Annotated in this window: 18 protein-coding genes and 1 pseudogene; 13 read left to right on the top strand and 6 right to left on the bottom strand. The window is 54.6% G+C overall.

The annotated features are described in order from the left end of the window. Positions 1-8 precede the first annotated feature (8 nt). The 12 genes and pseudogenes from NR201_RS02445 to NR201_RS02390 all read left to right on the top strand — a co-directional run bounded on the left by NR201_RS02445 (position 9) and on the right by NR201_RS02390 (position 12,881). Positions 9-395, top strand: a complete 387-nt coding sequence (locus tag NR201_RS02445) for a hypothetical protein (RefSeq protein ID WP_187507003.1) — start codon at positions 9-11, stop codon at positions 393-395. A 232-nt stretch (positions 396-627) separates the two neighbouring features. Further along, complete coding sequence (locus NR201_RS02440) at positions 628-870, top strand: hypothetical protein (RefSeq protein ID WP_227028371.1); 243 nt, start codon at positions 628-630, stop codon at positions 868-870. Between the two features lie 78 nt (positions 871-948). Beyond that, positions 949-2,034: pseudogene (tri1, locus tag NR201_RS02435) on the top strand (ADP-ribosylarginine hydrolase Tri1). 359 nt (positions 2,035-2,393) lie between these two features. Next, complete coding sequence (gene dgcN, locus NR201_RS02430) at positions 2,394-3,401, top strand: N-acetyltransferase DgcN (RefSeq protein WP_256849335.1); 1,008 nt, start codon at positions 2,394-2,396, stop codon at positions 3,399-3,401. A 1-nt stretch (position 3,402) separates the two neighbouring features. Then, the gene (gene dgcA, locus NR201_RS02425) at positions 3,403-4,368 is read left to right on the top strand and encodes an N-acetyl-D-Glu racemase DgcA (RefSeq protein WP_033767035.1); all 966 of its coding nucleotides are present in this window, start codon (positions 3,403-3,405) and stop codon (positions 4,366-4,368) included. Positions 4,369-4,383: 15 nt separating this feature from the next. Then, positions 4,384-6,249 (top strand): ABC transporter ATP-binding protein, encoded by a 1,866-nt coding sequence (locus tag NR201_RS02420; RefSeq protein WP_033767041.1) that lies wholly within the window; start codon positions 4,384-4,386, stop codon positions 6,247-6,249. Between the two features lie 22 nt (positions 6,250-6,271). Next, positions 6,272-7,813 (top strand): glutathione ABC transporter substrate-binding protein, encoded by a 1,542-nt coding sequence (locus NR201_RS02415; protein ID WP_256849334.1) that lies wholly within the window; start codon positions 6,272-6,274, stop codon positions 7,811-7,813. Between the two features lie 82 nt (positions 7,814-7,895). Further along, on the top strand, positions 7,896-8,828 hold the full coding sequence (locus NR201_RS02410; protein ID WP_010669957.1) for an ABC transporter permease: 933 nt from the start codon (positions 7,896-7,898) through the stop codon (positions 8,826-8,828). Continuing rightward, positions 8,825-9,709 (top strand): ABC transporter permease subunit, encoded by an 885-nt coding sequence (locus tag NR201_RS02405; protein ID WP_010669958.1) that lies wholly within the window; start codon positions 8,825-8,827, stop codon positions 9,707-9,709. Before NR201_RS02410 ends, NR201_RS02405 begins: the two co-directional genes overlap by 4 nt. Positions 9,710-9,711: 2 nt before the next feature. Further along, positions 9,712-10,755, top strand: coding sequence for a P1 family peptidase (locus NR201_RS02400; RefSeq protein WP_256849333.1), 1,044 nt, complete (start codon positions 9,712-9,714; stop codon positions 10,753-10,755). Then, the gene (locus NR201_RS02395) at positions 10,752-11,573 is read left to right on the top strand and encodes a M55 family metallopeptidase (RefSeq protein WP_060680042.1); all 822 of its coding nucleotides are present in this window, start codon (positions 10,752-10,754) and stop codon (positions 11,571-11,573) included. The genes NR201_RS02400 and NR201_RS02395 overlap by 4 nt, the downstream gene beginning before the upstream one ends. Before the next feature lie 399 nt (positions 11,574-11,972). Continuing rightward, positions 11,973-12,881 carry a LysR family transcriptional regulator gene (locus NR201_RS02390; RefSeq protein ID WP_256849332.1) on the top strand — a complete coding sequence of 303 codons (909 nt, stop codon included), beginning with the start codon at positions 11,973-11,975 and terminating at the stop codon, positions 12,879-12,881. 259 nt (positions 12,882-13,140) lie between these two features. Here NR201_RS02390 and ychF read toward each other — a convergent pair whose 3' ends face one another. Then, positions 13,141-14,232 carry a redox-regulated ATPase YchF gene (gene ychF, locus NR201_RS02385; protein ID WP_010245885.1) on the bottom strand — a complete coding sequence of 364 codons (1,092 nt, stop codon included), beginning with the start codon at positions 14,230-14,232 and terminating at the stop codon, positions 13,141-13,143. Between the two features lie 108 nt (positions 14,233-14,340). Then, positions 14,341-14,928, bottom strand: a complete 588-nt coding sequence (gene pth, locus NR201_RS02380) for an aminoacyl-tRNA hydrolase (RefSeq protein WP_010245882.1) — start codon at positions 14,926-14,928, stop codon at positions 14,341-14,343. Positions 14,929-15,183: 255 nt separating this feature from the next. Here pth and ychH point away from each other — a divergent pair, with 255 nt between their 5' ends. Then, the gene (gene ychH, locus NR201_RS02375; protein ID WP_256849331.1) at positions 15,184-15,459 is read left to right on the top strand and encodes a stress-induced protein YchH; all 276 of its coding nucleotides are present in this window, start codon (positions 15,184-15,186) and stop codon (positions 15,457-15,459) included. Here the strand turns inward: ychH and NR201_RS02370 are convergent. The 4 genes from NR201_RS02370 to lolB all read right to left on the bottom strand — a co-directional run bounded on the left by NR201_RS02370 (position 15,456) and on the right by lolB (position 19,383). After that, complete coding sequence (locus NR201_RS02370; RefSeq protein WP_124889907.1) at positions 15,456-16,607, bottom strand: GGDEF domain-containing protein; 1,152 nt, start codon at positions 16,605-16,607, stop codon at positions 15,456-15,458. The genes ychH and NR201_RS02370 overlap by 4 nt on opposite strands. Before the next feature lie 214 nt (positions 16,608-16,821). Continuing rightward, the gene (prs, locus tag NR201_RS02365) at positions 16,822-17,769 is read right to left on the bottom strand and encodes a ribose-phosphate diphosphokinase (RefSeq protein WP_010245874.1); all 948 of its coding nucleotides are present in this window, start codon (positions 17,767-17,769) and stop codon (positions 16,822-16,824) included. A 136-nt stretch (positions 17,770-17,905) separates the two neighbouring features. Then, a complete protein-coding gene (gene ispE / locus NR201_RS02360; RefSeq protein ID WP_033771575.1) occupies positions 17,906-18,763 on the bottom strand; it encodes a 4-(cytidine 5'-diphospho)-2-C-methyl-D-erythritol kinase in 858 nt (285 codons plus the stop codon). Further along, complete coding sequence (gene lolB / locus NR201_RS02355; protein WP_010669984.1) at positions 18,760-19,383, bottom strand: lipoprotein insertase outer membrane protein LolB; 624 nt, start codon at positions 19,381-19,383, stop codon at positions 18,760-18,762. Before lolB ends, ispE begins: the two co-directional genes overlap by 4 nt. Positions 19,384-19,440: the final 57 nt, after the last annotated feature.

Below are 19,440 nucleotides of genomic sequence, written 5' to 3'. Positions count from 1 at the left end.
GAGTTGCTATGACTGAAAATAGTCCAGACGAAATGCTTTTGGATGCTCTGGCGCCAGATTTGTTACGTCAGTATATAGATTTTCAAAGTATAAATCTTTTGTTTTCAAGAAGCAATGTGACGGGCAGAGCAAAGGAGGAAATTGATATCCATCTCAGTTGCGTAAAAAATATGGGTGGCGAGGTTATAGAGAGTGTCTCGCTAAAAGAAAATCTTAGTCTCTATCAGGGAAGCTATGTGTATATTTTAGCTGGTTATGACAGGAACTATGGTTTTGAACTCTATCTAAATGATAAGCAGACTGAGGTTCTGGGCGTTATGATCGTCAGGCTACGAAAAAAAAGTGAAAATGAAATTCAATGGGAAAAGGAGAGATTAGGCATTAAGTATCCTTGAGTTTTCTTAAATAATCAGGTTTTTTTGGCACACCAACCAGGACTCTGATTGGATCATAAACTCGTAAGGGCTGAAGCAAAGTCTGGACGCCTCACAGGATGCGGCTGATATCGGCACAGTGAAGTGTCCCTGGAGTAAAAGCAAACAATCTCCTGCTTTAACAGGTTAAGAAAACTTAGATTTACACGTACATCAGCATGGAAAGGTTTAACCGTTACATAATGATAATCTGTTGGAGGAATTAAAAATGTGTGTTCCAGAGAGAAAAGAAGCTGAAATGATGTTGCTGAATCTTTTAAACAGAACCTTAAAAAATCAGTCTGATATAGACCTGTTAATGGATTTAGCAACAAAAAATGAGTACGCAATTCCAATGAAGGGCATCAGGCACAAATTTGACAGCATGGAGAAACAGCCACTTACACAAGATGACTGGAATGATATGGATACGCTAATGCACTATTTTGGTCCTTAGCGTTTGCTAAGCAAGAGAGAGAAAAGACTAAGAAATGTTGTAGCGCTTTGCCTCCCACGTAATTGAAAAGGAATTTGTATGATAGACCTAAGATTGTCAGAATCTGAACTTAAAACATATGCAAGGAAGTATGCACATTTGTTGCCTGAGCTATCGCCTCAACTCATCAACCGGATGGCTTACGAACATCGGCCAATGCCTGATGAAAAGCCAGTGAAACCTGAGTGGATGTATACGCTGAAACAACGTATTTCTGACGTTGAGGCCTTAGATAAAGCCAAAGGTTTACTCATGGGACTTGCCGTTGGTGATGCAGTGGGGACTACTCTGGAATTCTAGGCTCGTGACAGTTCTCACATTTACGATATGGTTGGCGGTGGTCCTTTCAATCTTAAGGCCGGAGAGTGGACCGATGACACCTCAATGGCACTGTGTCTGGTAGAAACGTACATTGAAAAGAATTGTTGTGATATGGATTTTTTCAGGGAAAAATTAATCAGTTGGTATAAAACGGGTCATAATAGTTCCAATGGAGTTTGCTTTGATATTGGTAATACTACCCGCTATGCTCTTGAGCAAGTCATCAAGCATGGGCCTGATTGGTTGGGCAACAACTCTCCTGAAACGGCAGGCAATGCTGCATTAATTCGGCATGCGCCCGTTGCTATTTTTAGAAGGAAATCTTTTATTGATGGCTGGCGTGATGCCAGTATTCAAAGTATGTCAACGCATTGTGCACCAGAGTCAATCGACTGCTGCCAATATATAAATGTTATTTTACATTATCTTTTGAATGGCTTTGGAAAAAATGAAGCTTTTTCTCCGCACAAAATTCCCTTCCTGGTAAGAGTTCTGATTATCAATGCCGGAGAATATAAAGAAAAGCATCGTGATCAAATCCGCTCCTCAGGCTATGTCATCGACACCCTTGAGGCCGCATTATGGGCCGTCTGGCATACAGACAATTTCAAAGATGCCATTTTGCTGGCGGCAAATCTTGCTGATGATGCTGATAGCGTGGCAGCCACCGCAGGCCAGTTAGCAGGCGCATTGTATGGACTGTCAGGCATTCCTGCAGAGTGGGTTGATAAAATAGTCGATAAAGACAGAATCCTTTCGATGGCAGAAGAGCTGTTTCACCTCGCACCGGAAGAAACGGATTAATTTCGACATCCTGTATTTCAGGTAGCGGATTTTTTGTTGCCCTGATATAAGCCGGCAGGGTCGCTGGCATTCGTCATAAATGTTCTCATCAGCGGCCCGGCGTTAGTTACTCCGTAAGCCTTTTTCTCCCCTTGCCCATATCCCTCCTTCCAGCCCGAACACGATCTTTTTCCTATGACCCACCCCTTCTTTTTAATCTATTCCCTATCCAATCCTCCTGAAAAACCCACCCATCATTACTATTACCTCTGGCTATAACCTGCCGTTATACCCTCCTGCTAAACAAGCATTCGTCACCTTTCAGAGCGCATGAAATAGTGGTTTCAGAACCTGATCTTTTGGCTGAAACGAGAGACAACATGCTAATCCCACAACCCTATTTACTCTTTCTTGGCGATGTTACCGATCCCCTTGCGGCAAAAACGGCGCGCGGTATTCATATCTGGCGGCCGGAGCAGTGCGTTGGCGAAATTAAACTGCCGGGCTGCACGGTCAGTCTGGGTCTGGATGAACTGGATATTCCCGGCGCCAAAGCGCGCGGCGCAAAAACGCTGGTGCTTGGCACTGCCAATGCCGGGGGCTATCTGCCAGCGCACTGGCTTGAAACGACCAAAAGTGCCATTAAAGCAGGCATGAATGTGGCCAGTGGGCTGCACCACCGACTGGTGGATGAACCGGAACTGGTGACGCTTGCACAGGCTTCTGGCGTTGAGCTTTTTGACCTGCGTCATATGCGTCCAGCGCTCAATGTTGGCAGCGGTAAGAAGCGTTCAGGTAAGCGGATACTGACCGTGGGTACAGACTGCTCAGTGGGCAAGATGTACACCTCACTGGCGCTGGAAGCGGCGATGCGTGCGCGCGGCCTGAGAGCTGATTTTCGTGCCACGGGGCAGACCGGCATTCTGGTCGCAGGGGAGGGCATTGCTGTGGATGCGGTCATCGCTGATTTTATTGCCGGTGCAGCAGAAGCGCTTTCACCGGCGAATGACGAGGACCACTGGGACATCGTTGAAGGCCAGGGCTCACTGTTCCATCCCTCTTATGCGGGCGTGAGTATGGGGCTGATGCACGGTGCGCAACCACACTGGCTGGTTATGTGCCATGAAATGGGACGACTCCACATGCGTCATTTGCCACACCAGCCCATGGTCAGCCTGCAGGCGTGCGTTGAAGCCAATCTGCGCGCCGCACAGGTGACCAGTGAGTCGGTTCAGCTGGCTGGCTTTGCTATCAATACCTCCAATTACAGCGAAGAAGAGGCGCTCGCTTATTGCGCCGAAATCAGCGCTGAGTTTGGCTTACCTGCCACAGATCCGGTGCGTTTTGGTATTGATGAGATCGCCGCACTGCTTCAGGAGCGTGGCTGAAATGAGAAAGTTGCAGATTGATGTGGTGGAGCTGCCGCTGGCGCGACCCTTTGCTATCGCACGCGGTACCCGTACCGCCGTGACGGTCATCCGTGTCACCCTGGAGCAGGAGGGATTCATCGGGCAGGGCGAATGCACACCAACGGCCCGCTACGATGAGACGCCGGATAGCGTTCAGGCCATGCTCGAAGCGGTACGCACTGACATTGAGTCGGGCCTCAGCCATCATGATCTGCAACACCGCTTACCCGCCGGTTCAGCGCGCAACGTGCTGGACTGTGCGCTATGGCGACTTGATGGCGCACGGGCTAATCAGACGCTTTGGCAAAAGAGCACCTGCTCTCAGCCAGAGTCGGTCATTACGGCAGAAACCCTTAGCCTCGATACGCAGGAATGTATGGCTCAGGCGGCGGCGGATGCTATGTCACGTGGCACCCTCCTGCTCAAAATTAAGCTCGACCGTAATGCGATTCTGGAAAAAGTGGCGGCGATTCGCGCGGCGGCACCGCATGCCACGCTCATTATCGATGCCAATGAAGCCTGGTCGGGTCTGGAACTGGAAAGCCTGCTGGTGGCACTGAAGGCCTTCAACATCGCGATGGTGGAGCAACCCCTTCCCGCCGGACAGGACCATGACCTGTTACGTTTCAAACATCCCATACCGGTCTGTGCCGATGAGAGTTGCCATACGCGGGCGGATATTGCCGGACTACGCGATCGCTACGAGATGATCAATATCAAGCTGGATAAGTGCGGTGGCCTGACTGAAGCGCTGGCGATGGTGGATGAAGCGCGGACGCTCAATATGCGCATTATGGTCGGTTGCATGCTGGGCTCGTCACTGGCTATGGAGGCCGCATTGCCCGTCGCGGTTAACGCTGAGTTCGTCGATCTGGATGGCCCCATCTGGCTAGCCGCCGACAGTTCTCCTTTCCTGAGCTACTCCCAAGGCCGTATCTGGCTATAACTCTGTGAGGCGACGATGACGGACACACAACGTACTTCCCCTGCAACCCGCGCTGCCTCTGCCTCTCCCGTGCTGGCGATTCAGGATCTCAGCGTCTCGTTTCATGGACGCAGCGGTGAGAATCAGGCACTCAAAGGCATCAGTTTTGACATTCATCCAGGTGAAATCGTCGCCGTAGTGGGTGAAAGCGGCTCAGGTAAATCTGTCACGTCGCTGGCTGTGATGGGCTTGCTGGCAAACAACGGACGTGTCGATGGCGGCAGCATGCAGTTCCGCGACCGTAGCGGAAAAATGCATGCGTTAGAAAAGCTGGATGACGCTCAGCGCCGCACGTTGCGTGGCCGTGAAATGGCGATGATCTTTCAGGAGCCCATGACCTCGCTGAATCCGGTGCTGCGCATTGATGATCAACTTACCGAGGCGTTACGCGATCATCAGCAGTGCGACAGAAAGCAGGCCCATACGCGGGTGCGTGAATTGCTGCGCCAGGTGCGTATCGCCGATGTGGATCGCGTCATGAAAAGCTATCCTCACTCGCTGTCAGGCGGCATGCGGCAGCGTGTGATGATTGCGCAGGCCCTTGCCTGTGACCCACAACTCCTGATTGCTGACGAGCCTACCACAGCGCTGGATGTCACCGTGCAGGCGCGCATTCTCCATATTCTGCGTGAGCTGCAGCGTGAGAAACAAATGGCGGTGCTGTTTATTACTCATGATATGGGCGTGGTAGCGGAAATCGCCGATCGCGTGGTGGTCATGCTGCGTGGCGAAGTGGTAGAGCAGGGAACCGTGTCTGAGATTTTTGCCGCCCCGCAGCATGCGTATACCAAAGCGTTACTGGCGGCAGTACCAAAACTCGGTGATATGCGGGAACACACATGGCCGCAACGCTTTCCTCTGCCCGGTGCCCGCGAGACTGTGCAAGGCGAACAGCATACCGCTCGCTATGACGTTGCGCCGCTGCTGGATGTGCGCGGATTAAAAGTCTATTACCCGATTCGCAGCGGCATCTTATCGAGCCTGACGCATCATGTGCATGCGGTTGAGCAGATTGATTTCAGTCTGTGGCCAGGTGAGACCCTGGCCATCGTGGGTGAAAGCGGCTGCGGCAAATCGACAACCGGACGGGCGCTGATGCGCCTCATCAACAGTGAAGCTGAAAGTATTCACTTTGAAGGAAAGGAAATTTCTGACCTGAAAGAGGCAGAATTCCAGCCGCTCCGCCGTGAAATTCAGATGGTGTTTCAGGATCCCTATGCGTCACTGAATCCCCGCCTGACAGTGGGTTTCACCATTGCCGAGCCGTTGCTGTTACATGGCATGGTCTCTTCGCTTGAACAGGCTTCCCCACAGATCGATGCGCTGCTGAAGAGCGTCGGTCTCCTGCCAGAGCACGCGCGTCGTTATCCGCACGAATTTTCTGGCGGTCAGCGTCAGCGTATTGCTATTGCCCGCGCCATGGCGCTGAAACCGAAAGTGATTATTGCTGATGAAGCGGTATCGGCCCTTGATGTCTCGATTCAGGCGCAGGTGGTCAATCTGATGATGGACCTGCAGCAGCAAACGGGCGTGGCATGGATTTTCATCTCTCACGATATGGCGGTCGTCGAGCGCATTGCTAATCGCGTCGCGGTGATGTACCTCGGCCAGATTGTGGAGCTTGGACCGCGCCAGTCGGTATTTAATCAGCCGCAACACCCCTATACCCAACGACTGCTGGCCTCCGTGCCGGTAGCGGATCCCGAAAACCGTCAGCCCCGTATTTTCGATGACAGCGAAATCCCCTCGCCGTTGCGTAAGGTGGGTGAAACGGTCACTAAAACCCGATATCGGCAGGTTGCCCCCCAGCACTGGGTAGCTGACGGCATTGCATTGCAATAATCCTTAACGACCAGGAGAATTTATGAAAACGCTGTTTCGCCGTACTTCGCTCGCCCTCGCATTGACGACGACGCTGGTCATGACTGCGCAGGCACAGGATCTGCGCATTTCAATGTATGCTGATATCACGGGGCTGGATCCGCACGACACCTCGGATAATGTCAGCTACTCGGTTCAGAGCGGCATCTTTGAGCGCCTGTTCCAGTTTGATTCCCGGATGAAGCTGCAACCCTGGCTGGCGACCGGTTATACCTCTAATGACAGTGCCACCGAATTTACGCTGACGCTGCGCAAAGGCGTTACCTTCCAGGACGGTACCCCTTTTGATGCAGACGCCGTCAAAGCGAACCTTGATCGTCTGGCAGATCAGAAAAAAGGGCTGAAGCGTAACAGCCTCTACAAAATGATTGATAAGGTCACGGTGCTGGCACCCGACCAGGTAAAAATCGATCTGAATCAGTCGTTCGGTGCCTTTATCAACACCCTGGCGCATCCTTCCGCGGTGATGTGGAGCCCGTCAATTCTTAAGCAATATCCGGACGAAGCGCAGTTGCGACTGCATCCGGTGGGAACCGGTCCGTTTACCTTTGTCGACTGGAAACCAGGCAAAGCCGTTACGCTGGCCAGATATGCAGGTTACTGGCAGCAGGGATGGCCTAAAGTCGACCATGTCATCTTCTCTCCAAGTCCCGAAGATACGACACGGGTGGCAGCGTTGAAATCGGGTCAGGTGGACGCCATCTGGCCATTGCCTTCAGACCTCATCGCAGCCGTTCAGCAGGACAGCCACCTCTCCATTCAGCGCGATCCGAGCATTTACCTTTATTACATGGCGATCAACACGCAGCACAAGCCGCTGGCCGATGTTCGGGTGCGTCAGGCGATCAACTATGCGATTGACCGTAATCTGTGGCTGAAAGTGGCCTTTGCCGGTCTGGGCAAACCTGCCACATCCGCGATCCCGGAAGGCGTACAGTTCTATCAGAAACAGAACGATCCTGATTACGGCTATGCGCCGGATAAGGCCAAAGCCTTGCTGAAAGCGGCGGGTTATCCGGAGGGATTGGATCTTAAGCTCTGGGTGACCAACGCCACGGCCAGCGTCCGTGCCGCTCAGGTGCTGAAAGCGCAACTGGCCACGGCGGGCATACGTGTCACGGTAACACCGATGGATTCCGGCACGCGCAACGCTAAGTTGTGGGGCGTTCAGGACCCGAAAAAGGCGGAGTTTGACCTCTATTATGGCGGCTGGTCGACCTCTACAGGGGATGCCGACTGGGCGCTGCGTCCGCTGTTTGCCACCGAGTCCTGGGTTCCGACCTCGTATAACGTCTCCTACTTCAGTAACGCTGATGCAGACAAAGCGATTGCTGCCGGGCTGGCGACGGCCGATCCGGCAAAGCGTGGCATCGCCTATGCACAAGCGCAAAAGGTGTTGTGGAAAGAAGCACCGGTGGCGTTCCTTGGCACGCCAGACAATCTGGTCGGCAAACGCAACACGCTGAGCGGCGTTTCGATGCTGCCTGATGGCAATTTACTGTTCACTCAGGCGTCCTTTAAATAAGACGGTCTCTTCTTCCTCGTCCCCTGTCCGGAACGGATGAGGGACGTGAGGAGGCCAGTCGCACCTCATTTCAGGGAATGGCATGTTTGCATACATCATTCGCCGATTGCTGGAGATGATCCCGGTTTTGCTGGTGGTCTCCTTGCTGGTTTTCGGTTTTATCAAGCTCATGCCGGGCGACCCGGCGCGTATTTATGCCGGACCGGATGCGCCGGTTGAGGCGATCGAAGCGGCGCGTCAGCATCTCGGGCTTAACGATCCGCTGCCGCAGCAGTATTTTCACTGGATCGGCAACCTGTTGCAGGGCGACCTGGGCACCACGTATCGCACCCAGCAACCGGTGCTGGAGGTGATCAGGGAGGGCTTCATGCCGACGCTGTGGCTCGCCTTAGCGGGTTTTACCTGGTCCGTCATTCTCGGTTTGTTATTCGGCGTGATGGCGGCACTGAAACGTGGAAGATGGCAGGACTGGACGCTGATGAGCGTGGCGGTCGGCGGCATTTCGATGCCAGCCTTCTGGCTGGGGCTGTTGCTCATCCAGTTCGTCGCGATGCCTTTTGGGCTGTTCTCGGTTAGCGGCTTTAACAGGGCCAGCGATATTGTCCTGCCCGCCATCACGCTGGGTTCGTCGGTTGCGGCGGTAATGGCGCGCTTTACCCGTTCGGCCTTTCTTGAGGTGGCGCAGGAAGATTACGTGCGTACCGCCAAAGCCAAAGGGCTGCGTAACCGCCTGGTGACGTGGAAACATGTGATGCGTAATGCGCTCATCCCGGTGATTACCATGCTGGGCTTGCAGTTCGGTTTTCTGCTGGGCGGATCCATCGTGGTTGAGAGTGTTTTCAACTGGCCAGGATTAGGCTGGTTATTGATTGAGTCGATCAAAGCGCAGGATCAGCCGGTGATTCAGGCGCTGGTGATGCTGTTCGTGTTTGAATTTATTGTGATTAATCTGCTGGTCGATCTGCTTTACGCGGTGGTTAATCCGGCCATTCGTCTGCGACAGGAGCCAAAATGAGTATTCAATCGCTGACTGAAAATCCGCCTCAGATTATTCGTTCGCCGTGGCGCGATTTCCTGCATGCCCTTGTGCGGAACCCTCTGGCGCTGGTCTCAGGCGGGTTTGTGCTGCTGTTGATTGTGGTGGCGATTTTTGCGCCCTGGCTGGCGCCCTGGGATCCCATGGCTCCGGACTGGATGGCGTTATCGTCGCCGCCAACGGCGGCACACTGGATGGGGACCGACGAACTGGGGCGCGACCTGCTCAGCCGCATTATCTATGGCGCGCGGATCTCGCTCTATATTGGCGTGCTGTCGGTGACGATCGGCATGCTGGTCGGGGTCATGCTGGGCTTACTGGCGGGCTATTACGGCGGTTGGGTTGATATGCTGATCATGCGCGGTGCCGACGTATTATTCGCGTTTCCCGGCATGTTGCTGGCCATTGCGGTGGTGGCGCTGCTGGGGACGGGTCTGAACAATGTCATTATCGCAGTCGCGGTATTCAGCGTGCCGGTATTTGCCCGCATCGTGCGGGCTTCGACGCTCTCTCTGAAACAGGCTGCCTATGTTGAAGCCGTGCGCTGTGCCGGTGCACCAGACAGAGTCATTATCCTGCGGCATATTCTGCCCGGCACGCTTTCCAGCGTGATTGTCTATTTCACTATGCGCATTGGCACCAGTATTCTGACAGCCGCGGGCCTGAGTTTTATTGGACTGGGTCCGGAGCCTGACGTGCCTGAATGGGGCAATATTCTGGCGATGAGCCGAAGCATGATGATGGCCGGATCGTGGCACATGAGCGTATTTCCGGGGCTGGCGATCTTTATTACCGTGCTGGCATTCAATCTGCTTGGGGATGCGCTGCGCGACACGCTTGATCCAAAACTCAAGGGCTGACTATGGATTTCCAACAATTGCAGCGTGAACTGCTGCTGAAACGCTGGCGTGACAGACGTGAGCTTGGGCAGCCGCGAAGCGCCTGCGGACCCACTAATCGAATCAGCGATGTTGCGGGCGTGCGTGTCGGACATTGCACGCTGAATGAAGGCGAAAAGCAGACTGGCGTAACCGCTATCGTACCGCCGGGCGACAATCTGTTTCTCACGCCGCTGCCGTGTGGGGTGGAGGTCCTGAACGGCTTTGCGAAACCCGTCGGACTGGTTCAGATAGAGGAGCTTGGCGTGCTTCAGACGCCGATTTTGCTCAGTAACACGCTGGCGGTCGGCACGCTGTTTACCACGCTGGTGCGGGAGGCCATCCGTCGTAACCCGGAACTGGGACGAACACTGCCCACGGTCAACCCGCTGGTGCTGGAGTGCAACGATGGCTGGCTGAATGATATCCAGGCGCTGGCCATCACTGAAGCGATGGCGCATGAGGCGCTGCAGACGGCCTCAGCGGACTTCGCGCGCGGCAGCGTCGGCGCGGGGCGCGGGATGAGCTGTTTCAGCCTGAAAGGGGGAATCGGAACCGCCTCGCGGGTGATTCCCTCGCTCAACGCCACGCTTGGTGTGCTGGTGCTGGCCAATTTCGGCGCACTGGAGGCATTAACGCTCGATGGCGTTCGGGCTGGCGAGATGATTGCGCCGCTGCTGGCCGGGGAGACGCCGCAGCTGGATGCCGGTTCTGTCATCATCATCATGGCGACGGATGCACCGCTGGACGCACGTCAGTTAAAGCGCATCGCGAAGCGAGCCGGTGCCGGCCTGGGACGGCTGGGCAGTTACTGGGGCCACGGCTCGGGTGATATTGCGGTAGCGTTTTCAACACAACCTCTGCCGCAACCGCCACAGGACGACACGCTGGAGCCGCTGCTTGCTGCAGCGGCAGATGCAACTGAACAGGCTGTACTGGATGCTTTGCTGAGCGCTGAGGCTGTTACCGGCTTTCGCGGTCATCATCGCCCCTCACTGACGCAGATTCTGGATAGATTAACGACATGAAAATTTTTATCTCGGCCGACATTGAAGGCATCGCGGGGGTCATGCGCCCGGAGCAATGTACACCCGGTCACCCGGAGCATCAGCTGGCCCGTGGTCTGATGGAGCAGGAAGTGAATGCTGCGATTGAGGGGGCTTTTGCCGGCGGGGCAACGGAAGTGGTGGTGGCAGACAGCCATGCGCAGATGACCAATTTGCGTGCGGAAAATATCGATCCCCGCGCCCGGCTGGTGCAGGGAAAACCCCGTGTCCTGTCGATGGTGGAAGGGATAGAGCAGCAGACGTTCGACGGGCTGTTTCTGGTGGGATTTCACAGCGCAGCAGGTGAACCGGGCGTACTGGCGCATACCATCAACGGCCGGGCATTCTGGCGTATCCATATCAATGGTCTGGTGATGGGAGAAACCGATATTTATGCGGCCGCCGCTGCTGAGCACGGCACGCCATTGCTGCTGGTCACCGGCGACGATCAGTTACAGAGCTGGATTGCGGAACACTACTCAGCAGTCAATTACGTCTGTGTAAAACGCGCCATTTCTCATACCTGCGCGGAATCAATCAGCCCACAAGCGGCACAGCGTGCGATCGCTGCCGCAGCAAGCGCCGCACTACAACATCCCCCTCAGGTGAGCACGAGCCGCCTGACGGCACCTTACGCTATGCGCCTTCAGGCCACTAAACCGGTGCTGGCCGATCTGTTCAGCCTGATCCCCGGCGTCACGCGCCTGGATGCCGTTACTGTGGCGTATCAGGCGGAGAATATGGAAACGTTAGTCAGCTTACTCAGTGCATTCTCCTATCTGGCGAGCACACAGTCATAGCGAAATTATCCCGGGCTGCATGCAACATCAGCCCGTCAAGCGCGCCGTTCCGGTTCTCCTGAAACCGCGCTGCCAGGCACACGCCTGTATTGCGGACTGTGCATGCGTATCTTCCCTCTGACGAGTCAGGATCGCTGCTGGCTTAAATCCGCGCAACCCGTGCTGCTGACCAGCGCTCCTTTTACTGCACCACGGCAGCACGAACCCCGCTCCCTGCAAAGGCTTCAGTCAGGACTGCCGGGTACGGATGGGGGCGAGACAGGCAGCTGAGCCTGCACCGGTTTTGCGGTACAGTTTTTGCAACAGAATAATGATTGCTCTCTCACCCTCCGCCCGGACCTGATCGTGCAGCCTGTCGGAGAGGCCTTCGTTTTCGGTATTCATCAAGGGTAAATAGTCATGCGGCTCCGCCATATAGAGGTCTTTCAGGCCATCGTACAGACCGGCAGCATCAGCGCTGCGGCGCGCTTACTCAATGTTTCACAGCCGAATATCAGCCGTGTTCTGAATCATGCTGAACAGCAATTGGGATTTGCGCTGTTTGAGCGACGTATACAGGGAATGAGTGTGACGGCAGAAGGGCGACGTCTCCTGCCTGAAATAGACGATCTCTGCCAGCGCCTGCAATCTATCACCCAGCTCACGGAACAGCTGCGGCGGGGAGAAGGGCAGTCAGTTCGCGTCGGCGCGGCTCACGCTTTTGGTCAGATGGTTTTGGCACCCGCATTGGTCACCTGGCGGCAACAAATGGCCTCGGTCAGTGTCGAACTGGTCACCGAGCACTTTAGTACTTTATGCCAGATGATTCTGGATAATCAGCTCGATTTCGCGCTGGTTTTTGGTCAGCAGGTCGATGCGGATCTCCTGGCTGAACCACTGTTTCAGTCTTCGATGGTCGCGTTGTTACCGCTCAATCATCCCCGTAATGAACCCGTTACGCTTGCGTGGTTATGCAACAATAATTTACTGATGATGCAGGCTCAGGATCCGCTTGGACGCGTACTTCACCGAGCGCTGCGCGATAAAAAACTGAATCCCGCCGTGTCGTTGTCGATTAAAACCTATTCGGTCATTGCGGATATGGTGCTGGCAGGCGGAGGCACGGGCGTCGTGGATCTCTTCACCGCCTGTCGCTATGCCGAACAGCTAAAGCTGCTACCCATAGCACAGCCCCTGCCGTTTGAAGTGATGCTGATCAGCCGCCGTGACCAGCCACAGTCGCAGTCCACTCTGCAGCTTAAGCAGGTGATCCGTAACAGACTGTGGGAGATCGCCCGGCAGTGTGAAACGCAGTTTTTGGGTGGCTGAAAAAGCGCCGCTTTCAGGTGAAGAGCAGGGGAAAGGGGGGGCTCAGGCAGCATCAGATTCGTTCGCTGACTTTTGCACCAGAAAGCGCGGAGCTCGAGCAATAAACCTTTTTAAGGGAATGATTGCGGCATTGTTGAAATGTGCTGACAGAGACTATTGAGACGGCGTTGAAATGAAAAATCCACGCAATGGCGTGGATTTTATAATTTGTTTGATCTTCATGAGATTCAGTAAAACCCCATGAGACAACAATTTTTAATCAGACGTTGAACAGGAAGTTCATCACATCGCCATCTTTCACGATGTACTCTTTACCTTCTGAACGCATCTTGCCGGCTTCTTTAGCACCTTGCTCGCCTTTATAAGCGATGAAATCTTCAAACGCGATGGTCTGGGCGCGGATAAAGCCTTTCTCGAAGTCAGTGTGGATTTTACCGGCTGCCTGTGGAGCCGTCGCGCCAACCGGGATGGTCCAGGCACGTACTTCTTTCACGCCAGCGGTGAAGTAGGTCTGCAGGTTCAGCAGGGAGTAACCAGCGCGGATAACACGGTTCAGGCCTGGCTCTTCCAGTCCCAGCTCTGCCATGAACTCGTCACGGTCTTCATCTTCCAGCTCGGCGATATCCGACTCAACGGCGGCGCACACGGGCACCACGACTGAACCTTCCGCTTCGGCGATAGCGCGCACCTGATCCAGGTACGGGTTATTCTCGAAACCATCTTCATTGACGTTAGCAATGTACATAGTGGGTTTCAGGGTCAGGAAGCTCAGATAGCGGATTGCCGCTTTGTCGTCCTCATCCAGATTCAGTGAACGCAGCATGCCCGCTTCAGAAAGATGCGGCAGGCACTTCTCCAGCGCAGCCAGCTCGGCTTTGGCATCTTTGTCGCCGCCTTTGGCTTTCTTCTGCACACGCTGAATCGCACGTTCACAGGTTTCAAGATCGGACAGCGCCAGCTCAGTGTTGATCACGTCAATATCTTCAGCCGGGTTAACTTTGCCCGCGACGTGGATGATGTTGTCGTTTTCAAAGCAGCGCACTACGTGACCAATCGCTTCGGTTTCGCGGATGTTGGTCAGGAACTGGTTGCCCAGACCTTCACCTTTTGACGCGCCTTTTACCAGACCGGCGATATCGACGAATTCCATGGTAGTCGGCACCACGCGCTGCGGCTTAACAATCTCAGAAAGCTGGTCGAGACGCAGGTCAGGCATCGGCACCACGCCCGTGTTTGGCTCAATGGTGCAGAAGGGGAAGTTAGCCGCTTCTATGCCCGCTTTAGTCAGCGCGTTAAACAGAGTGGATTTACCGACGTTCGGCAGGCCCACGATACCGCATTTGAATCCCATGGTTTGATACCCTTTATAACTGGATGGACAGTGCGCCAGAAGGCGGACTGTCGGAGACGAATTGAAAAATTTCGCGCATTATACACGGAATCACGACGATTCGGGCGTTTAAGCAGGCTTGAAGGCGTGCAGCCGGTTCATCGCCTTGATACGATCCTCTTTCAGCCACAGTTCGGTGCAGCGCGCCGCCTCATCAATGGCATCATCAATCAGCTTCTGCTCACTGGCGGGCGGCTTGCCCAGCACAAATCCGGTCACCTTGTTGCGATCGCCGGGATGCCCGATACCGATGCGCAGCCGATGGAAATTGTTGTTGTTGCCCAGTTTGCTGATGATATCTTTCAGCCCGTTATGGCCGCCATGCCCGCCGCCCTGCTTGAACTTCGCCACGCCGGGTGGCAAATCGAGTTCATCATGCGCCACCAGGATCTCTTCTGGCGCGATGCGATAAAAGGTCGCCATCGCCGCCACGGCTTTCCCGCTCAGGTTCATAAAGGTGGTCGGCACCAGCAGGCGCACATCCTCTCCGGCTATCGCCAGGCGCGCGGTATAGCCATAGAATTTGCCTTCCTCTTTCAGTGACTGATTGTGGCGCTCAGCCAGTAAATCCAGATACCAGGCACCCGCATTGTGGCGCGTGGCGGCATATTCAGCGCCTGGATTGGCAAGGCCCACAATCAGTTTAATGCTGCTCACAATGATTATCCTGCTGTTATCGCGAAAGGGCGTTAGTTTACTTCGCCATGGCCGAGATGACAAAGTACAAGCATCGAAATGGTTCATGACGGTGATTAATCATTTTCTATCGAAATCAACAGGCTGCAATCAGGGCCAGTTAATTATTTATGGCTGATGTGTGATCCAGTCCGCAACGTTATCTTCACCCATTGCCTAAGCTTATGGCACTTAACATTGTGTGCGGTTATTGACTCATATGGATGGAGGTGCAGCATGAAACATCAACACTGCCGCGTAGCGGGTAACAGCTTGATGGTACTGGGATTAGTCACAATGGTGCTGGGCGTGGGTTTCTCAATTATGAACCAGCTTCCCTCGCTTGATCTGCCAGATGCGCTGGCGCAGGGCGCAATCTTAGGCATCTTCGTTGGTGCAATGATGTGGCTGGTCGGGGCGGGTCTGAGTGGTCGTGAAAAGGTTGAAGATCGTTATTACTGGCATCGTCACTATGACAAACGTTGTCGCCAGTCGCACAATTCTCACCATTAACTGATGCCAGCAGTGACCGGATGCTGCGCGATGCGGTTCCGGCCGCTGGCCTTGGCGTGATAGAGCGCTTTATCCGCCAGTGCGAGTAAATCGTCAAAACCCTGCTGCTGATGTGTGACCGTGGCAAACCCAATGCTGACCGAATAGGCAATTGAATTGGGTTGTGACGCACAGACCTCCCGCCGAATCGTCTCGCACCAGACTTCTGCATCTTTTGCCGCCGCCGGAATTATAGCCGCAAACTCCTCTCCGCCCAGTCGCGCAAAACGCCCCTCGGCTGGTATCAGCCCTCTGACAATGTCGCAAAAGTGAATCAATATCTGGTCGCCCTGTTGATGGCCATATCGATCGTTAATGCTCTTAAAATGATCCAGATCGAACAGAATCGCGCTAAACGGCCGGTTCTGACGACGGCATCGCACCACAATCTTCTCTGCTTCATTAAATAAAGCCCGACGATTCCAGACGCTGGTCAGAGGATCGTGCATCGAGGCATGTTTTAAGACTGACTGCATCCGTTCATTCACCATGGCCAGGATAGTAAATGTCAGACCAATGACAAACAGAATCGATTCCAGGATGACGTAAATCGAGAAGTTTGATCCGCCAATGGCGCCAGGCAGCGTGCTGGGAATAGCGCTGTCCAGAAACAGGCGAGCCAGATGAAACAGCAGATGGATCCACAGCAGCAACTGCGCAGGCCAGAAGGTCACCTTTAGCGTGGCACGCGCCAGCCAGACCAACTGGATCAGTGCGGCGGTATAGGCGATGCAGGCGATGCAGAGCACCAGCACCCGTTTGGGTAAGCTGTAATAGAACGCCGGGAAACAGCAGAGGAGTGCCCAGAGCAGGGCGCCCAATAGCCAGTGAGTGCCGATGGGCTTGCCGCAGAAGCGCCGGAACGCATTTAACAATCCGCCGTAAGCCAGCATCACTAAAACGTTACCCACTGCAACGGGCAGGAAATGCAGGCCACTGCTGCGCAGGCTACTTAAGAATACCGCAATCAGGGTAAAAACCAGCGACAGGCAGGTGAAGCCGAGAACGCGATCATACTGCGATCCGATCCAGGCAAAAAACATGATGATGCTCAGAAACCCCAGCACATAAAGCTCGCAGACAAATAACGTATAGATATCGAGGCTCATAGCGGTCAGGGTTCTTATGAAAAGTGCGCTGCAAATTACCACTTAACGGCACAGGGCAGAAGCGGGGAACGCGGCGTTTTATCAAAAGAGTGGGTGGCGTTGAAAATAGGCGATTTTGGGGAAATTTATCGCGAAAATATCAGAAAAAGAAGCGCGTTAATCGGGCGCCCGGCAGGCATAAAAAAACCGGGCACAGGGCCCGGTTCCGCGAAGATTAATGCTCGAACATTGCCGAGATTGACTCTTCGTTACTGATGCGGCGAATGGCTTCGGCCAGCATGCCAGATAAGGTCAGCGTGCGCACATTCGGCAGTGACTTAATCTCCTGAGAGAGTGGAATGGTATCGCAGACGATTACCTGGTCGAGCACAGATTTACGCAGGTTTTCAACCGCATTGCCGGAGAAGATCGGGTGGGTCGCGTAAGCAAAGACGCGTTTAGCACCACGCTCTTTCAGCGCTTCAGCCGCTTTGCACAGCGTGCCGCCGGTGTCGATCATGTCGTCGACCAGCACGCAGTCGCGGCCAGCAACGTCACCAATGATGTGCATCACCTGAGAAACGTTCGCGCGAGGGCGGCGTTTATCGATGATGGCCATATCGGTGTCGTTCAGCAGTTTAGCGATAGCACGGGCACGTACTACGCCACCAATATCGGGAGAAACAACAATCGGGTTTTCCAGACCGATCTGCATCATATCTTCCAGCAGGATCGGACTGCCAAATACGTTATCAACCGGGACGTCGAAGAAGCCCTGGATCTGCTCGGCGTGCAGGTCAACCGTCAGAACACGGTCAACACCGACGCTGGAAAGGAAGTCTGCCACTACTTTAGCGGTGATAGGTACACGCGCGGAACGCACGCGGCGATCCTGACGGGCATAACCAAAGTAGGGGATGACTGCGGTAATACGACCAGCAGAAGCACGACGCAGCGCGTCGACCATCACAACCAGTTCCATCAGATTATCGTTGGTGGGGGCACAGGTGGACTGGATGATGAAAATATCACCACCGCGTACATTTTCGTTGATCTGTACGCTCACTTCACCATCACTGAAACGTCCTACAGCGGCGTCTCCCAGGCTGGTGTAAAGGCGGTTGGCAATACGTTGTGCTAGTTCCGGGGTGGCGTTACCAGCAAATAGCTTCATATCAGGCACGAGAAGAACCTCAGGCTTTGCGTCCAGAGAATGAACGGCATGACTGTAACCGGCGCGTACGGTCATGTGCGTTCACACGGGTGTGTTGATGCGAAACGTGCAGTGTCCGGAACGTGGTGACACTGTCACGCATTCGCTAATCGCCTCGCAGGGTACGCTGTAGCGGCGAAACATTTACGCCCCGGGCTACAAATGCGCGTACCCCATTCGGGGCAAGCTCCAGCACCTGGCGGGCAGCAGACTCGGTGTCGAATTCAGCAAACACACAAGCGCCCGTGCCAGTCAGGCGTGACGGCGCGTATTCTAGCAGCCAGGAAACAAGCTCATCAACCTCACGAAAACGTTTTCTTACCACTGCTTCACAATCATTGGTGAAGGGTGATGCTAAAAGCGTCGATAAACTGCGCGATGGAGTATCTCGCGTCAGTTCGGGGTCGTTGAATACTACTGGGGTGCTGATATTCACGCCGGGATGGGCGACAAGATACCACTTTTCTTCCGGCTCTGCGGGATGAAGTTGTTCACCCACCCCCTGGGCGAAGGCCGCGAAGCCCTGGACAAACACCGGCACATCCGCGCCCAGCTTCACGCCCATCGACGCCAGCTCATCTGGCGTGAAGCCGGTTTGCCACAGATGATTCAGCGCCACCAGTACGGTTGCCGCATCAGAGGAGCCGCCACCGAGACCGCCACCCATGGGCAGGTTTTTCTCAACGGCAATCTGCGCGCCCGCGTGAGCGGACAGGCGATTGTTATCCTGCGCCGCCTGTTTCAGCATGTTTGCGGCGCGGACAATCAGGTTATCCGCATCCGCAACGCCTGCCACGGGCGTTAACAGAGTAATCGAGCCGCTTTGATCGACAGTAATCTGCAGCTGGTCACCGTAATCAAGAAACTGAAACAGCGTCTGCAGGTTGTGATAGCCGTCGGGACGACGGCCGGTGATGTAGAGAAAAAGATTCAGTTTTGCCGGGGCAGGCCAGTGGGTGATCATTGAACGGTCCAGCCGTCCATACGCAGTTTAATCCGCTGGTCACCCTCTTTCAGCTCCAGGCTCGAAGGCAGCGGCGGGGTGACTTTGCTGTCGTAGCCCGCAATAGAGACCTGCCAGTTCTGACCGTCGCGGCTGTAGTTCAGGCTGCTCAGCTGATAGCTCTCATTGAGCTGATAGTCGGTGGCATCGCCTGGCAGACCCATCATCCACTGGCGCAGATTCGCCAGCGGAATGTTCATGCCGGTCAGCTGCGAAATCATTTTCTGCGCATCGTTGCTGACGTAACGCTTGCCTTTGTTATCGACGATCTGTACCACCGAGCCCTGCGCATCCAGCTGCAGTTCGGTGCTGCCCAGCGGATTGGTCAGCAGCAGGCGATAGCGATCGGGCGCGGTCTGCTGCCAGTTAAAGCGGGCATAGACTTTCTGCTTGTCAGAAAGATAGGCAAAGGCGCCGCGGGTCTGATAGTGCGTGACCTTTGAGACCGCCTGCTGATGCTGTTGCCACTGTGGCGCGGTAACGCTGGGGCCCGGGCCTTGCGGTTTGTTGACGCTACAGGCTGCCAGCAGCACGCTGGCAAGGGGCAAAAGGCGCAACAGATTGCGTGGTGAATTAAGCATCAAGTGGTCATCTCCTCGGACACATTTATTATTCGTAACGGATAACGCTAACCGTCC

Source organism: Pantoea sp. Fr-CA_6 (genome assembly GCF_024520895.1).
In the GTDB taxonomy this organism is placed as follows: domain Bacteria; phylum Pseudomonadota; class Gammaproteobacteria; order Enterobacterales; family Enterobacteriaceae; genus Pantoea; species Pantoea agglomerans.
This window is presented reverse-complemented; position numbering and strand designations above follow the sequence as displayed.

Bases quoted from the DNA above. Each gene is read 5' to 3' on its own strand.
- NR201_RS02445 (WP_187507003.1), top strand. From the start codon at position 9: ATGACTGAAAATAGTCCAGACGAAATGCTTTTGGATGCTCTGGCGCCA.
- dgcN (WP_256849335.1), top strand. From the start codon at position 2,394: ATGCTAATCCCACAACCCTATTTACTCTTTCTTGGCGATGTTACCGAT.
- dgcA (WP_033767035.1), top strand. From the start codon at position 3,403: ATGAGAAAGTTGCAGATTGATGTGGTGGAGCTGCCGCTGGCGCGACCC.
- NR201_RS02420 (WP_033767041.1), top strand. From the start codon at position 4,384: ATGACGGACACACAACGTACTTCCCCTGCAACCCGCGCTGCCTCTGCC.
- NR201_RS02415 (WP_256849334.1), top strand. From the start codon at position 6,272: ATGAAAACGCTGTTTCGCCGTACTTCGCTCGCCCTCGCATTGACGACG.
- NR201_RS02410 (WP_010669957.1), top strand. From the start codon at position 7,896: ATGTTTGCATACATCATTCGCCGATTGCTGGAGATGATCCCGGTTTTG.
- NR201_RS02405 (WP_010669958.1), top strand. From the start codon at position 8,825: ATGAGTATTCAATCGCTGACTGAAAATCCGCCTCAGATTATTCGTTCG.
- NR201_RS02400 (WP_256849333.1), top strand. From the start codon at position 9,712: ATGGATTTCCAACAATTGCAGCGTGAACTGCTGCTGAAACGCTGGCGT.
- NR201_RS02395 (WP_060680042.1), top strand. From the start codon at position 10,752: ATGAAAATTTTTATCTCGGCCGACATTGAAGGCATCGCGGGGGTCATG.
- NR201_RS02390 (WP_256849332.1), top strand. From the start codon at position 11,973: ATGCGGCTCCGCCATATAGAGGTCTTTCAGGCCATCGTACAGACCGGC.
- ychF (WP_010245885.1), bottom strand. From the start codon at position 14,232: ATGGGATTCAAATGCGGTATCGTGGGCCTGCCGAACGTCGGTAAATCC.
- ychH (WP_256849331.1), top strand. From the start codon at position 15,184: ATGAAACATCAACACTGCCGCGTAGCGGGTAACAGCTTGATGGTACTG.
- NR201_RS02370 (WP_124889907.1), bottom strand. From the start codon at position 16,607: ATGAGCCTCGATATCTATACGTTATTTGTCTGCGAGCTTTATGTGCTG.
- ispE (WP_033771575.1), bottom strand. From the start codon at position 18,763: ATGATCACCCACTGGCCTGCCCCGGCAAAACTGAATCTTTTTCTCTAC.
- lolB (WP_010669984.1), bottom strand. From the start codon at position 19,383: ATGCTTAATTCACCACGCAATCTGTTGCGCCTTTTGCCCCTTGCCAGC.